Origin of the sequence: Polynucleobacter campilacus (assembly GCF_002206625.1) — a bacterium.
In the GTDB taxonomy this organism is placed as follows: domain Bacteria; phylum Pseudomonadota; class Gammaproteobacteria; order Burkholderiales; family Burkholderiaceae; genus Polynucleobacter; species Polynucleobacter campilacus.
The window spans coordinates 830,589-844,900 of sequence record NZ_NGUP01000003.1; the positions used below are offsets into that span (position 1 = coordinate 830,589).

Genomic DNA, 14,312 nt, shown 5'->3' on the forward strand with positions numbered 1-14,312 from the left:
GTAGCCAAGTCAAACTGTACTTACCTTTAATTTGAAGTGATGAAATAAATGATGAAGATCGCAATTGCTGGAGCAAATGGCCGCATGGGAAAGATGTTGATTGAGGCCGTGCTAAATATCCCTGATGCCCAATTAGTTGGGGCGCTTGAGCACATATCATGTCCTCAGTTAGGTGAGGATGCTGGCGCATTCTTGGGTAAAAAAACAGGCGTGATGATTTCGGCTGACGTTGGCCAGGTTTTAGCAAACGCTCAATTTTTAATTGATTTCACTAGGCCCGAAGGTACGATGGTCCATTTAGCAGTTGCAGAGAAAACCGGTACCAAAATGATTATTGGTACAACGGGTTTGAATATTGAGCAAATTGCTAGCCTCAAAAAAGCATCTAATCAGTTGGCGATTGTGTTTGCTCCAAATATGAGTGTTGGAGTTAATGCCACATTCAAATTGCTTGAGATTGCAGCGAAGATGCTCAATCAAGGCTATGACATTGAAATTGTTGAAGCCCACCATCGCCATAAAGTGGACGCACCTTCAGGGACTGCGCTGAAGATGGGTGAGGTGATTGCTGAAGCTTTGGGTGAAAAGCTGGACGACGTCGCTGTATATGCTCGTGAAGGCCATACTGGTGAGCGTAAGGAAGGTTCAATTGGATTTGCAACGATACGTGGTGGCGATATTGTTGGTGATCATACGGTTCTGTTCGCTGGTGATGGCGAGCGTATTGAAATTAGCCACAAGTCTTCTAGCCGCCAATCCTATGCACAAGGTTCATTGCGCGCCGCACGTTTCTTGCAAACCCAAAATTCTGGCTTGTATGACATGCAAGATGTTCTGGGTTTGCGTAAATAGCATCTAGCATTCACCAATGACTAAAATTAGAAGAAAAGAGTTGTCTTGAATGAGTAAGGATTACGACTACCGCGCTATTGAAGCGGCAGCGCAGGCTGATTGGGAGAGTGCGCAAGTCTATCGAGTTTCTGAGAATGCGGTAGATCTGGCTGGTAAGAAAAAGCCAAAGTATTACGCTTGCTCTATGTTGCCTTATCCATCTGGCAAGTTGCATATGGGACACGTGCGCAACTACACCATCAATGATGTGATGGCTCGTCAGCTCCGCATGCAGGGCTATAACGTTTTAATGCCAATGGGCTGGGATGCTTTTGGTATGCCTGCTGAAAATGCGGCGATTCAGAATAAAGTACCTCCAGCAAAGTGGACCTACGACAATATTGCTTATATGAAAAAGCAAATGGCTGCGATGGGACTGGCCATTGATTGGTCGCGGGAAGTTGCCACATGTAATCCTGATTACTATCGATGGAACCAATGGCTTTTTCTGAAGATGTTAGAAAAAGGGATTGCTTACCGCAAGACACAAGTAGTAAATTGGGATCCCATCGATCAAACTGTTCTAGCAAATGAGCAGGTAATCGATGGCCGCGGTTGGCGTTCTGGCGCGTTGGTTGAGAAGCGCGAAATTCCTGGTTATTACTTCAATATCACTGCCTATGCAGAGCAATTGCTTTCTAGTTTGGATGGTTTAGGTTGGCCTGAGCGCGTCAAAACGATGCAACAAAATTGGATTGGTAAAAGTCGTGGCGTGCGTTTTGCGTTTAAGCATGAGATTGCTGATGACCATGGCAACTTTATACAAGATGGTCTGCTATACGTCTTCACAACTCGTGCTGATACCATCATGGGCGTCACCTTCTGCGCGGTTGCTGCAGAACATCCGTTGGCAACAAAAGCTGCCGCAAATAATTCAGCCCTCGCAGCTTTTATTGAGAAATGTAAAACAGGCAGTGTGATTGAAGCTGATCTAGCCACTCAAGAAAAAGAGGGGATGTTTACGGGTCTTTATGTCACACATCCTTTAACGGATGAGCCGGTACCTGTTTGGGTTGGTAATTATGTGTTGATGTCTTATGGCGATGGCGCTGTCATGGGTGTGCCTGCCCACGACGAGCGTGATTTTGCTTTTGCCCTGAAGTACGATTTGCCGATCAAGCAAGTTATTGCACTTAAGACCGAGTCGCCAATCTTTAATGCAAGTCGCTGGGAAGATTGGTATGCCCAAAAAGAAGGTGTGATTTGCTTTAATAGCGACAAGTATGACGGCCTCTCTCACGAAGAGGCGGTCAGCACAGTCGCTAAAGATTTAGAAAAGATGGGCATAGGTGAAATCAAGACCACCTACCGTTTGCGTGATTGGGGCATTTCTCGTCAGCGCTATTGGGGCACTCCAATTCCGATTATTCATTGTGGCGACGATGCAAATCCAGGCTGCGGTGCGGTTCCTGTTCCCGAATCTGATTTGCCAGTAGTGTTGCCTGAAGATTGTGTCCCAGATGGGAGTGGAAACCCATTAAATAAGCATGCAGATTTTCTGAATGTGAAGTGTCCGAAGTGCGGTAAGTCAGCACGTCGTGAGACTGACACGATGGATACCTTTGTAGATTCTTCTTGGTATTTCATGCGCTACACCGGCCCTAATGCCAAAACCATGGTGGATGAGCGCAATGAGTATTGGATGCCGATGGATCAATACATTGGCGGCATTGAGCATGCCATTTTGCATTTACTCTATGCGCGTTTCTGGACTAAGGTCATGCGCGACCTCAAGCTGATTACTTTTGATGAGCCTTTCCAGAATCTGTTGACGCAAGGCATGGTGCTGAACGAAACGTATTACTCTGAAGATGCTTCCGGTAAGAAAACTTGGCTCAATCCTTTGGATGTTGAATTAGATCTCGATGAAAAAGGTCGCCCTAAGGGCGCCAAGTTGAAAGGTGATGCATCAAATACTCCTGTGATTGTTGGCGGTGTTGAGAAGATGGCCAAAAGTAAAAACAATGGAGTAGATCCTCAGGCCTTGATTGATCAGTATGGTGCGGATACTGCCCGTTTATTTGTGATGTTTGCTGCGCCACCAGAGCAGCAGTTGGAGTGGTCTGGGGCTGGTGTTGATGGTGCTTCACGCTTCTTACGTCGTGTTTGGATGTATTCGAGTAGTCAGGCTGACGCCATTCGTAGCGCGCAAGATTCTGTTCCCAATCACTTGAGTGATGCTGAAAAAGAGTTGCGTCGTGAAGTGCATACTATTTTGAAGCAGGCTAACTTTGACTATCAACGTCGCCAATACAACACCGTAGTTTCTGCAGCGATGAAGATGCTCAACGCACTTGAGCCAATAAAGATAGGCCAAGATGCTGCTATTACCGCTCCAGTACTGCGTGAGTGCTTAAGTATCTTATTGAGAATTTTATATCCGGTAGTGCCGCATTTAACCCATATACTTTGGAAAGAAATGGGTTACGCCAAGACCTTTGGCCCTCTTCTGGATGCGCCCTGGCCTGCTGTAGATGAGGCTGCCTTAGTTCAAACAGAAATCACTTTGATGCTGCAAATTAATGGTAAGTTACGTGGCGATATTCGGGTTCCAGCAGATGCTGGGAAAGAGCAGATCGAAACTTTAGCATTGCAAAGTGAGCCTGCACTCAAGGCTCTCAATGGCGGCGAACCCAAGAAAGTGATTGTTGTCCCAGGTCGCTTAGTCAATATTGTGGCCTAACTAGAAAATAAATACATGAGCGCAAATCACATTCGACGTACATTAATTGGTTTAATAGTTACAGCACCCCTGAGTGGGCTGATTGCTTGTGGTTATCGCCTGCGTGGAATGGTTGATTTGCCCTTTAAAGCAATTGCGATTACAGGCAATCTCTCACCTCCATTGCGTGGCGATTTACAAACTGCCATTTTGACGGGTACGGATGTAAAAGTTGCAATTAATCCTAAAGACGCTGATTTAATTTTAGATGTAAGTAATGAAATTAATGGCCGAGAAATTTTGGCTTACAACTCTAACGGTCAGATTTCTGCATATCGCTTGACTATTCGCATTACCTTTAGAGTCTTCGATAATACTGGTGGAGAGATTGTTCCTGAAAGTGAGCTTTATATGACTAGGGATATGGACTTCTCGAATACTACCGTGTTGGCAACTGATGTTCAGCAGCAGCAGTTCTTTACATTAATGCGCAAGGATTTAGCGGTGCAGATTTTGCGTCGTATCTCTGCTGCGGCAAAAAACCCACAAGCAAGATCTTTCTAAAGATAGATAGAGAACTCGTATGGTCAAAGTTGATGCATTGCAAGCGCATCTCAAATCATTTAGTTCTGGCGCTGCTATGTTGCCACTCTATGTTTTTAGTGGTGATGAGCCTCTTTTGATGATGGAGGCAATGGATCAGCTCCGTTCAGCCGCCAAGAAAATGGGCTTTACTGATCGTGAGGTCATGGTGCAAGAGCGGGGATTTGATTGGAGCACTCTCATGAATGCGGGCCAAACGATGTCTTTGTTTGGCGACAAGCGCTGGGTAGAGCTCCGCATTCCAACTGGGAAGCCAGGCCGTGACGGAGCAGACGCTTTAAAACAATTTTCTGCACAAATCGCTTCTCAGCAAGATGGCGCAAATGGTCCTGATACGGTGGTTTGCATTGTGCTGCCAAGATTAGATGGAAAAACCAAAACCTCTGCTTGGTTTACTGCTTTAGATGATTCTGGGATGGCTATTCAGGTTGATACCTTAGATCGTAGCCATTTACCGCAATGGATTTCCGGCCGACTCAAGAAGCAAAGTCAAGAAGTCGAGGCTGGCCCTGAGGGTCAGCGAGCTCTGGAGTTTATTGCCGACCAGGTTGAAGGCAATTTAATCGCTGCACATCAAGAAATTTTGAAATTGGGTTTGTTATACCCTGTAGGTAAGCTAACTGAAGAGCAGATTCGCTCATCTATTTTGAAGGTGGCGCGCTATAACGTTTTTGAATTAACCGAAGCCATGCTAGCTGGCGATTTACCAAGGTTAAATCGTATGTTAGACGGCTTAAAAGGTGAGGGCGAGCCTTTGGTATTGATTTTGTGGAGCGTAACTGAAGAGCTTAGGCTACTATCTAAATTAAAGGCTGCGAGCGATGCTGGGGAGTCTGTTCAGCAGCTCATGCGAGCCAATCGGATTTGGGGCAATAAAGAGCGTTTATATCCGGCTGCTATTAGAAGAGTGCAACCCCTCAAGCTGCGCAGAGCAATGCAAGTTGCGGCAGGCTTGGACCGGCAGTCAAAAGGTCTGCATGCTGCGGAATTGCCGGCAGACCCATGGGATGGCTTACGTTTGCTTGGTAATTTATTGCGGTAATGGTTTAGAAAATTAGGAATATAGGTGTAGCGATGAGTTTGAATATTAAAGAGATGATGCAAGATATTGGCAAGCGGGCGCGTAGCGCATCGCAGGCGATGGCACGTGCTTCTGCTGAGCAAAAAAATCAAGCCCTCTTACATATTACTAAGCTTGTGCGTCAAAAAGCAGCCGAGATTCAGAAAGTGAATTTACAAGATGTAGAGCGCGCAAAAGCAAACGGACAAGATGCTGCATTTGTGGATCGCCTAACGATGACCCCAAAGACAATTGAAACCATGGCTTTAGGTCTTGAGCAAATTGTTTCGCTGGATGACCCGATTGGGAAAATTTCTGCTTTTCAAAAGCAAGCCTCTGGAATTGAGATTGGCCAAATGCGTGTTCCACTTGGTGTGATTGGCATCATCTACGAGTCACGCCCTAATGTCACGATTGATGCAGCAGCGCTTTGTCTGAAATCAGGTAATGCCGTGATCTTGCGTGGTGGTTCCGAGGCGATTGATTCCAATACTTTGTTAGCTCAAATTATTCAAGAGGGCTTGGCAGCAGCGAATCTGCCTAAAGATGCCGTTCAGGTTGTTACCACGATAGACAGGAGTGCTGTTGGTGAGATGATCACGATGACTCAATATATTGATGTGATCGTGCCACGGGGCGGCAAGAGTTTGATTGCGCGACTCATGGCTGAGGCACGTGTGCCAATGATTAAGCATTTAGATGGCATCTGCCATACCTATATTGATGCAGATGCAGACATTGCGATGGCAGTGAAGGTCTGCGATAACGCTAAGACGCAGCGCTATTCACCATGCAATGCGATGGAAACCCTTTTGGTTAACAAAGAGGTTGCACAAAAAGTGTTACCAACACTTTGCAAAATCTATCAAGACAAAGGCGTGGAATTAAGAGTGGATGGTTTGACTCGTAAAACGCTGGAGTCGAATGGTTTTCAGAATCTGGTAGATGCTACAGAAGAAGATTGGCACACAGAATACTTGGCTCCAATTCTATCTATTAAGACAGTCGCTAATATTGATGAGGCTATGAGTCATATCGAGCGCTATGGCAGCAAGCACACTGATGCAATTATTACTAACAACAAAGCTCAATCAGATCGTTTCTTGCGCGAAGTGGATAGTGCTAGCGTGATGGTGAATGCCAGCACTCGTTTTGCAGATGGCTTTGAGTATGGCCTGGGTGCAGAGATTGGTATTTCTAATGACAAGCTACATGCCCGCGGACCTGTTGGCTTAGAGGGTTTAACTTCCCTGAAATACATCGTCATGGGCCATGGCGAGATTCGTAGTTAAAAAATATGACAAACTCTTATCTCTGGATTAAAACTTTCCATATCGTCTTGATTACTTCATGGTTTGCAGGTCTATTTTATCTGCCACGTATCTTTGTAAATCTGGCTGATGAGAAAAACCCCGATACTTATGCCCGTCTCCTGGGAATGTCTGACCGCCTCTTTCGCTTTATGACTATCTTGGCTGTACCGGCCGTATTGCTTGGGGTAACGCTCTGGCTTTACTTTGGTGTTGGCGCGGGCGATGTTTGGATGCATGCCAAGTTATTTTTTGTTCTTTTAGTCATTGGCTATCACCACGCCTGTTATGGCATCCTCAAGAAGTTTCGCGCTGGTGTGAATACAAAGTCTGGCGTTTGGTATCGCTGGTTTAATGAAGTGCCTGTCATTCTGCTGGTGGTCATTGTTGCTTTAGTTCTTTTTAAACCCTAGGCATCCTCTTATTTTTTATTATCTTTTTAGACTGTTAGCCCCATGAGATTTTTTGTTGTTTGTCCAGGCGGTTTAGAAGTACCGCTTGCTCAGGAGCTCGCAGAGATTGCTCAGCGCCCCGAGTCCAAAGCGTTAGGGGTTTGGGTGATTGATCCAACCCCAACTAGTCCAACTGGTGGAATTGGGCTTGCCGCGCCGATTTCTGCGGCGATGGCTCTCAATTTACATTCCAGAATTGCTAGTCGTGTTTTGTTGCAGATGGCACAAGCGCCCTATAGGCAAGAAGAAGATCTTTACAAATTAGCTAGTGGCTTAGCTTGGGAAGATTGGTTTACTTCGCAGCAAACATTGCGCGTGGATGTGACCGCCCATCGATCCCCACTCAAGAGCTTAAACTTCGCCACTTTGAAGATTAAAGATGCCATCGTGGATCGTTTGCGAGATGTTACTGGTGATCGTCCTAGTATTGATACTGCCTTTCCGGATGTGCGAGTTCAGGCGCACTTAACTGCGACCCAAATAACGATTTACTTAGATACTTCTGGTGAGGCCCTTTTTAAGCGTGGTTGGCGCGATGAAAAAGGTGATGCTCCCCTGAAGGAAAATTTAGCTGCAGGTATTTTGTCGATCACTGGCTGGAAGCCAGGGCAGTCATTATTTGATCCGATGTGCGGTAGCGGTACTTTTTTGATCGAGGCTGCTCAGATGGCTCTATCTATCCCTCCTGGAGCGATTCGGGCAGGGATATATGGCGATGATGCTAAGCCCAGCAGACTAGCTTATCGCCCATTGATTACTTCTGCAAACGGCTTTGGCTTTCAGAGGCTTAAGCCCTTTAATGAAGCTGCTGAGCAAAAGCGTTGGGGTAATTTAAAAGAAGCTGCGCTGGCGCAAATGTTAGAAAAGCGTAAGCAATATCCAGACGTAGATTCCTTAAGAATCAGCGGTGGCGATATTAATGAAAAATTAGTCTCTATGTTCAAGGGTAATTGGCAGAGAGCACAGCTGCCAGAGCAACCGCTTGTCCGTCAGGTTGATGCTCTAGCAAGTAAGCCTCCAACAAATGCTCAAGAAGGTGTGATGTTGTTAAACCCACCTTATGGTGAGCGCCTTGTCATTAAAGGCGGCAGAGGGGGAGGTGGCCAGGATCATGATTCTCGTGATGTACGTGATGCTGAATATGGGGTTGAGCCAGAAAATCGCTTTGAGATGAATTTAGAGACAGGTCGTCAGAGTGCCAAGCGCTCTAGTCGTGAGTCTTTGAAGAAGCTTCAGGCAGAAGAAGAGCAGGATCCCAAGTTTGTCGAGTTCTTGCGCCAATTTGGCCAACACCTGAAAGATACTTTTGGTGGATGGAATGTTTTTGTATTGACTGCCGATATGGCCTTGCCTGGGCAGTTGCGTATTAAGGAGTCAAAGCGCACCCCATTATTTAATGGTCCTCTAGAGTGTCGTTTATTTAAGTTTGAGATGCATGCTAAGCGCCCTTCCTCCAGCGAAGGCTAAGCCCTTTAAAATAAAGCTACTATTAAAGAAATACATTAAGAAATAAAGCGGAGAGTAAGTAAATGGAATTTAAAACCTATATGTGTCTGATTTGTGGCTGGGTCTATGATGAAGCAGCTGGTCTACCTGACGAGGGTATTGCTCCAGGCACTCTCTGGAAAGATGTACCCTTGAACTGGGCTTGTCCAGAATGCGGTGCTCGTAAAGATGATTTTGAAATGATGGCGATTTAATTAGGAGTTGACTGTGGCAAAAGTGAATCAAAACGAAGTTTTATTTGAGCGTGCACAAAAGACAATTCCAGGAGGCGTGAACTCCCCAGTACGAGCTTTTCGTCAGGTGGGTGGTACACCCCGTTTTGTTACAAAAGCCAAGGGTCCCTATTTTTGGGATGCGGAGAATAAGCGTTATATCGATTTGATTATGTCTTGGGGCCCAATGATTGTTGGCCATGCAAATCCAGAGGTAGTCGAGGCGGTACAAAAAGCAGCAGAAACCAGTTTTAGTTATGGTGCCCCAACAGAGGGCGAAATTGAGTTAGCTGAGCGTATTTGCTCCATCATGCCTAGCCTTGAGCAAGTGCGCATGGTCTCGAGTGGCACAGAGGCAACAATGAGCGCCCTCCGTCTTGCACGTGGCTATACCGGGCGAGACTTAATTATTAAATTCGAAGGTTGTTATCACGGTCATGCAGATAGTCTTTTAGTAAAGGCTGGCTCTGGCTTACTAACCTTTGCTGACTCTACTCAAAACGCACCATCATCTGGCGGTGTTCCGCAAGATTTGGTCAAGCACACATTGGTATTACCCTATAACGATGTGGCTGCGATTGAGGAGGTCTTTAATAAGCAGGGTAATGAGATTGCAGCAGTGATCTTGGAGCCCATTGCAGGCAATATGAATTTAATTCAGCCTTCAAAAGAATTTTTATCAGCGATGCGCAATCTTACAAGTAAGCATGGCAGTGTTTTAATTTACGACGAAGTGATGACAGGTTTTAGGGTTGCTTTAGGTGGTGCCCAGTCTTTGCAAGGCATTACTCCTGACCTCACTTGCTTGGGCAAAGTTATGGGTGGCGGTATGCCTATGGCAGCTTTTGGTGGCAAAAAAGAAATCATGTCTAAGCTTGCACCTTTAGGTAGCGTCTACCAAGCGGGCACTTTATCCGGTAATCCAGTGGCTGTAGCAGCGGGCTTAAAGACTTTGGAGATTATTTCTCGGGAAGGTTTTTATGAATACCTGACTGGTCAAACTAAAAAGCTGATGACGGGCTTAAAGCAGGCCGCTGATAAGGCAGGTGTTCCGTTTGCAGTTGATAACGTGGGCGGTATGTTTGGTTTCTACTTTGCTAATCAGGTGCCGACTTCTTTCGAGGCAGTGACTAAAACTGATATTGAGGCGTTTAAGAAATTCTTTCATTTAATGCTGGATGAAGGCGTGTATCTTGCCCCATCTGCCTATGAGGCTGGCTTTACTTCGATTGCGCATGACGATGAAGTAGTCAATGCCATCATTGCAGCAGCAGAGAGCTCATTTAAGAAGCTCTAAGCTAGGCTGCGATTACATTCTGAGTGGATGGTCGTAGCCATCCACCTGAATAAGCTCAAGGCTTTTTGAGTCTTTATTAGAGTTGGCAATTTCCAGGGCAGTGAGTTTTCCACCCCAGACACAACCAGTATCTAGTCCAATCACATTGCTTCGTCGCAGAAGACCCAATGTAGACCAATGACCAAAGTAAATGAGGGTGTCTGTGGTTTTACGCTTAGGCACATTAAACCAAGGGATGTAACCATTGGGACCATTCTCTAAACCTTCTTTACTTTCAAATTCCATCTGTCCGCTGGGGGTGCAAAAGCGCATACGGGTGAGTGCATTGGTAATAAGCCGCAAACGCTCATAACCCTTTAGTGAGTTACTCCACTTATTGGGAGTATTGCCGTACATATTAGCCAAGAAATCCTTATAGGATTTGCTACGCAGGGCCTTCTCAACTTCTTGTGCGCATTCAATGGTTTGCTGTAGGTCCCATTGTGGGAGAACGCCGGCATGCACTGTTAATACCTTGCCATTAGTCAGTGCCATGGGTCTTTTACGAATCCAATTGATGAGTTCTTTCCGATCAGGCGCTTTTAGAATTGCATCAACCGTATCTAAACCCTTAGTATTGCGCAGTCCAGCATCAATTGCTAAGAGATGAAGATCATGATTACCAAGAATACATTCAGCGCGACCAGATTCTTGTAGAGATTTAAGTTGCCTTAGGGCGCCAAGGGAATCAGGACCACGGTTCACTAAATCACCTAAAAAAATCAGATTAGATTTTTTGGGAAGTTTTTTGACGAGGGCTTTGAGAGAAGGACCGCATCCTTGGACATCCCCCACAGCATAGATTTTGCTCATACCCTATCTTAGCGGAAAAGAAGCTACCGAACCTTTTACTCGCTGACTTTTTTGACTACGCTATAGCGCACCAAAGTTTTCTTGCGTGCCTCATCATGATCAACAACAGGCAAAGCATAGTCTCTACCTAAGACTACGCCGGCAGCTTCAAGTTCAATATGTCCCGCTTTCCAGGGCGCATGAATCGATTTCTTGGAGAGCTTTTCAAGTTGAGGCAGATAGCGCCGAATAAATTTTCCCTCAGAATCAAACTTCTCTGATTGGGTGATGGGATTAAAGATGCGGAAATAGGGCTGGGCATCACAGCCTGAGGAGGAGGCCCATTGCCAACCACCATTATTGGATGAGAGTTCAAAGTCATTGAGGTGTTCAGCGAAATAGGCCTCACCCCAGCGCCAGTCAATACCCAAATCCTTTGTGAGAAAGCTAGCTACAACCATGCGTAGACGATTATGCATATAGCCACTCTGATTGAGTTGATGCATGGCCGCATCGACAAGCGGATAACCGGTTTTACCTTCGCACCAAGCTGCAAAGAGTTTTTTTGCATGAGCGCCACTTTCCCAAGTGATGTTGTCGTAGTCTGGTTTGAATGAGGCTCCTTTTGCAAGTCTTGGATGGTTAGCCAAAATCATGAAATAAAAATCACGCCAAATCAGCTCACTTAACCAAATCGTGGCACCCATGCTTCCGGCCAGCATGCGACGATGTGCTTCGCGAACCAGACCTCTAATAGAAAGCATGCCAAAGCGTAAATGCGTCGATAAATAACTCACACCTTTAATAGCAGGAAAGTCTCTACCGATTTGGTATTGATCAATGCGGGAAAGAAAGTCTTCCAAAAATGCTTGTCCACCCTCAGAGCCTGGCGGCAAATAGGCTTCAATACCAGTGGCACAAAAGCCCATCGATTCTAAAGAGGGAAGGGGAGTATCTAGCTTTTTGGGAATGGGAGCAAATTGACCGGCTTTAGGCTTGCATTCATGAGCAGCTAAATCTTTTTCTTGCAGCGTTTTGAGCCAATTGTTTTTATAGGGCGTAAAGATCGAGAAAACAGTATTGGAGTTGGTAAGGATTTCTCTCTTCTCAAAAATCACTTGATCTTTAAATTCTGCAAACTGAATATTGAGTTTCTCCAGTGCTCCTTTGACAGACTCATCACGTGCTACAGCTGATGGCTCATAGTCGTGATTGGTAAAGACAGCGTCAACGCCCAATTCTTTAGCAATCTGGGGAATACATTCAAGGGGCTTACCAAAGCGAACAATAAGACCTCCACCCATGGCGCGCAGCTCTTCATCAATTTGCTTTAGACCTTGCCAAATAAAATCAACACGGCGCTCGTGTTTTAAGCCTTTGGCATCTAATTCCCCCTGAATAAGCGGTTTTAGAATATCGGTATCAAAAATGAAGGTGAGCCAGACCTGTTTAGCCTCTTTTAGGGCGTGGGAAAGTGCAGCATTGTCATAAAGACGAAGGTCACGACGGAGCCAGACTAGAGCTTTTTGCATAGCCCCTATATTAGGGCTAATTTGAGTGTGCTGCTGAAGGGAAGATATCCAGACGGGTTAAGATCAATGCTAACCATGGATACGATCTTTTTTATTCTCTCGAAGGTAGTGCAGTTTTGCATTGAACCGCTCAACTGGGTCATTATTTTCGTCTGTCTAAGCTTGCTCTTTTTGGGCTTAAGAAAACCGCATCTTTGTAAACGGTTTTTAGTATTAGCAGTTCTGGATTTACTCATTGTCGGATGGTTGCCTGCTTCCGAGGTTTTTCTGAGACCGCTTGAGGATTTTGTTCCTAAGATAGATATTGGCAAATTAACGGCAGATCAGGTTGGCGGCATCATTATTTTGGGCGGGGCAATAGAAGGCGGAAAAATTGCGGTAGATCGCGGCGAGATTTCGATTTACTCTTCAGCCGAAAGGGTTACTAAGGCTTTTGAGCTCATCCGAAAGTATCCTAACTTGCCTTTCATCTTTAGTGGGTTCTCGGGGCGTATTACACCAAGTGGTATATCCGAAGCTGACGCATTTAAGCAGCTCATTCAAGAGCAAGGCTTGGCAGATAGAGCTGGACATTACGAAAACCAGTCACGCAATACCTATGAGAATGTGGTTTTCATGAAACCCATGATTGCTCAGATTGAGCAAGGAAAGACTGGAAAACCCTGGCTTTTAATTACCTCCGCAAGTCATATGTATCGATCGGTGAAGATTTTTCAAAAGCAGGGGGTAGAGATTATTCCCGTTCTCGTAGATTACCAAACGGCTAATAGTCTTCATTGGACAGCATTTGATTTAGTGGATGGGGCGCAAAACTGGAATAAGCTGATTCACGAAATAATTGGTCTTTTTGCCTACTGGATTACTGGAAAAATCTAGATATTCTGTAAAATAAACCCATATGACCTCGGCTAAAAAAGCACCCCCTGCTTCAGATCTAGCATCTGTGCCAGAGTCTTCAATTTCTTTTTCAGCCAGTCATTTGGCAAATCAATTTTTAATTGCCATGCCCGGCATGGTCGATCCTAATTTTGCGAGATCGGTGATCTATCTCTTTGAGCATACCGAGAGAGGTGCAATGGGTTTGGTTGTGAATCGACCAACTGAATTAGATCTAGCAACCCTATTTGACAAGATTGAACTGAAATTAGAAATTGCTCCCTTATTGGAGCAGCCAGTGTATTTCGGTGGCCCGGTTCAAGTGGAGCGTGGTTTTGTCTTGCATGAACCCATCCCCAACCCATCCTATAGTTCTTCATTGATTATTCCCGGCGGCTTAACGATGACTACTTCTAAGGATGTTTTAGAGGCTCTAGCCATTGGAAATGGCCCACGTAAGTTTCTGATGACTTTAGGCTATGCCGGCTGGAGTGCGGGTCAGCTTGAAGAAGAGATCACCTTAAATGGCTGGATGAATGTGCCTCTTTCACGCCAACAAATGATTGATATTATTTTTGATACCCCCTCGAGTCAGCGCTACGAAAAGGCAATGAGTCATTTGGGCTTTGATCCTTCACACTTATCTGGAGAGGCAGGGCATGCTTGACTCGATCAAGAAGCCGATGACGATACTGGCTTTTGATTATGGAACGCGTCGGGTTGGTGTGGCAGTAGGAAATACAGAGACAAAGGCAAGCCAGGCATTAAAGATTATTGCCGCTCCAAATGCAGATGGACTATTTCGAGAAATTGAGAGCCTTTTAAAAGAGTGGCAGCCAGATCAGGTTGTTGTGGGGCTTCCCACTCACCCTGATGGTGCTGAGCATGAGATGACTATCAAGGCACGGCGTTTTGGCAATCAGATTCAAGGGCGCTTCAATTTACCCGTAGCTTGGGTTGATGAGCGCTATACATCGGCAGTTTTGGAGGCTGACCCTCAGATGTACGACAATCTAGATGCGCATTCTGCCGCGCTCATTTTGGAGCAATATTTTGCAGAATATTTATAAGCACCGGAAT

At 45.5% G+C, this 14,312-nt stretch carries 14 protein-coding genes; 12 read left to right on the plus strand and 2 right to left on the minus strand.

Going from position 1 to position 14,312, the window contains the following annotated elements:
- The first annotated feature begins 51 nt into the window (after nucleotides 1-51).
- The 9 genes from dapB (at nucleotide 52) to hemL (ending at nucleotide 9,993) form a co-directional block, all read left to right on the plus strand.
- Complete coding sequence (gene dapB, locus CBI31_RS07725; protein ID WP_088525898.1) at nucleotides 52-852, plus strand: 4-hydroxy-tetrahydrodipicolinate reductase; 801 nt, start codon at nucleotides 52-54, stop codon at nucleotides 850-852.
- Between the two features lie 49 nt (nucleotides 853-901).
- A complete protein-coding gene (gene leuS, locus CBI31_RS07730; protein ID WP_088525779.1) occupies nucleotides 902-3,574 on the plus strand; it encodes a leucine--tRNA ligase in 2,673 nt (890 codons plus the stop codon).
- Nucleotides 3,575-3,589: 15 nt separating this feature from the next.
- On the plus strand, nucleotides 3,590-4,117 hold the full coding sequence (locus CBI31_RS07735) for an LPS-assembly lipoprotein LptE (protein WP_088525780.1): 528 nt from the start codon (nucleotides 3,590-3,592) through the stop codon (nucleotides 4,115-4,117).
- A gap of 19 nt (nucleotides 4,118-4,136) precedes the next feature.
- Nucleotides 4,137-5,198, plus strand: a complete 1,062-nt coding sequence (gene holA, locus CBI31_RS07740; protein WP_088525781.1) for a DNA polymerase III subunit delta — start codon at nucleotides 4,137-4,139, stop codon at nucleotides 5,196-5,198.
- 32 nt (nucleotides 5,199-5,230) lie between these two features.
- Entirely contained in the window at nucleotides 5,231-6,508 is a 1,278-nt protein-coding gene (locus CBI31_RS07745; protein WP_088525782.1) for a glutamate-5-semialdehyde dehydrogenase, read from the plus strand.
- Nucleotides 6,509-6,513: 5 nt separating this feature from the next.
- The gene (locus CBI31_RS07750) at nucleotides 6,514-6,939 is read left to right on the plus strand and encodes a CopD family protein (protein WP_088525783.1); all 426 of its coding nucleotides are present in this window, start codon (nucleotides 6,514-6,516) and stop codon (nucleotides 6,937-6,939) included.
- Nucleotides 6,940-6,981: 42 nt separating this feature from the next.
- A complete protein-coding gene (locus CBI31_RS07755) occupies nucleotides 6,982-8,445 on the plus strand; it encodes a THUMP domain-containing class I SAM-dependent RNA methyltransferase (RefSeq protein WP_088525784.1) in 1,464 nt (487 codons plus the stop codon).
- 62 nt (nucleotides 8,446-8,507) lie between these two features.
- Complete coding sequence (locus CBI31_RS07760) at nucleotides 8,508-8,678, plus strand: rubredoxin (RefSeq protein WP_088525785.1); 171 nt, start codon at nucleotides 8,508-8,510, stop codon at nucleotides 8,676-8,678.
- A 22-nt stretch (nucleotides 8,679-8,700) separates the two neighbouring features.
- Nucleotides 8,701-9,993 (plus strand): glutamate-1-semialdehyde 2,1-aminomutase, encoded by a 1,293-nt coding sequence (hemL, locus tag CBI31_RS07765; protein ID WP_088525899.1) that lies wholly within the window; start codon nucleotides 8,701-8,703, stop codon nucleotides 9,991-9,993.
- Nucleotides 9,994-10,005: 12 nt separating this feature from the next.
- On the opposite strand, the gene CBI31_RS07770 is transcribed toward hemL, so the two are convergent.
- Together CBI31_RS07770 and CBI31_RS07775 are read right to left on the minus strand one after the other, a co-directional pair.
- The gene (locus CBI31_RS07770) at nucleotides 10,006-10,845 is read right to left on the minus strand and encodes a symmetrical bis(5'-nucleosyl)-tetraphosphatase (RefSeq protein WP_088525786.1); all 840 of its coding nucleotides are present in this window, start codon (nucleotides 10,843-10,845) and stop codon (nucleotides 10,006-10,008) included.
- 35 nt (nucleotides 10,846-10,880) lie between these two features.
- On the minus strand, nucleotides 10,881-12,356 hold the full coding sequence (locus tag CBI31_RS07775) for a cryptochrome/photolyase family protein (RefSeq protein ID WP_088525787.1): 1,476 nt from the start codon (nucleotides 12,354-12,356) through the stop codon (nucleotides 10,881-10,883).
- 75 nt (nucleotides 12,357-12,431) lie between these two features.
- On the opposite strand from CBI31_RS07775, the gene CBI31_RS07780 reads away from it, so the two are divergent.
- The 3 genes from CBI31_RS07780 to ruvX all read left to right on the plus strand — a co-directional run bounded on the left by CBI31_RS07780 (nucleotide 12,432) and on the right by ruvX (nucleotide 14,302).
- On the plus strand, nucleotides 12,432-13,232 hold the full coding sequence (locus tag CBI31_RS07780; protein WP_088525788.1) for a YdcF family protein: 801 nt from the start codon (nucleotides 12,432-12,434) through the stop codon (nucleotides 13,230-13,232).
- 127 nt (nucleotides 13,233-13,359) lie between these two features.
- On the plus strand, nucleotides 13,360-13,899 hold the full coding sequence (locus tag CBI31_RS07785; protein ID WP_240553843.1) for a YqgE/AlgH family protein: 540 nt from the start codon (nucleotides 13,360-13,362) through the stop codon (nucleotides 13,897-13,899).
- A complete protein-coding gene (gene ruvX / locus CBI31_RS07790; protein WP_088525790.1) occupies nucleotides 13,892-14,302 on the plus strand; it encodes a Holliday junction resolvase RuvX in 411 nt (136 codons plus the stop codon). Before CBI31_RS07785 ends, ruvX begins: the two co-directional genes overlap by 8 nt.
- Nucleotides 14,303-14,312: the final 10 nt, after the last annotated feature.

Coding starts and splice junctions, on each gene's coding strand:
- dapB (WP_088525898.1), top strand. CDS start 52: ATGAAGATCGCAATTGCTGGAGCAAATGGCCGCATGGGAAAGATGTTG.
- leuS (WP_088525779.1), top strand. CDS start 902: ATGAGTAAGGATTACGACTACCGCGCTATTGAAGCGGCAGCGCAGGCT.
- CBI31_RS07735 (WP_088525780.1), top strand. CDS start 3,590: ATGAGCGCAAATCACATTCGACGTACATTAATTGGTTTAATAGTTACA.
- holA (WP_088525781.1), top strand. CDS start 4,137: ATGGTCAAAGTTGATGCATTGCAAGCGCATCTCAAATCATTTAGTTCT.
- CBI31_RS07745 (WP_088525782.1), top strand. CDS start 5,231: ATGAGTTTGAATATTAAAGAGATGATGCAAGATATTGGCAAGCGGGCG.
- CBI31_RS07750 (WP_088525783.1), top strand. CDS start 6,514: ATGACAAACTCTTATCTCTGGATTAAAACTTTCCATATCGTCTTGATT.
- CBI31_RS07755 (WP_088525784.1), top strand. CDS start 6,982: ATGAGATTTTTTGTTGTTTGTCCAGGCGGTTTAGAAGTACCGCTTGCT.
- CBI31_RS07760 (WP_088525785.1), top strand. CDS start 8,508: ATGGAATTTAAAACCTATATGTGTCTGATTTGTGGCTGGGTCTATGAT.
- CBI31_RS07770 (WP_088525786.1), bottom strand. CDS start 10,845: ATGAGCAAAATCTATGCTGTGGGGGATGTCCAAGGATGCGGTCCTTCT.
- CBI31_RS07775 (WP_088525787.1), bottom strand. CDS start 12,356: ATGCAAAAAGCTCTAGTCTGGCTCCGTCGTGACCTTCGTCTTTATGAC.
- CBI31_RS07780 (WP_088525788.1), top strand. CDS start 12,432: ATGGATACGATCTTTTTTATTCTCTCGAAGGTAGTGCAGTTTTGCATT.
- CBI31_RS07785 (WP_240553843.1), top strand. CDS start 13,360: ATGCCCGGCATGGTCGATCCTAATTTTGCGAGATCGGTGATCTATCTC.
- ruvX (WP_088525790.1), top strand. CDS start 13,892: ATGCTTGACTCGATCAAGAAGCCGATGACGATACTGGCTTTTGATTAT.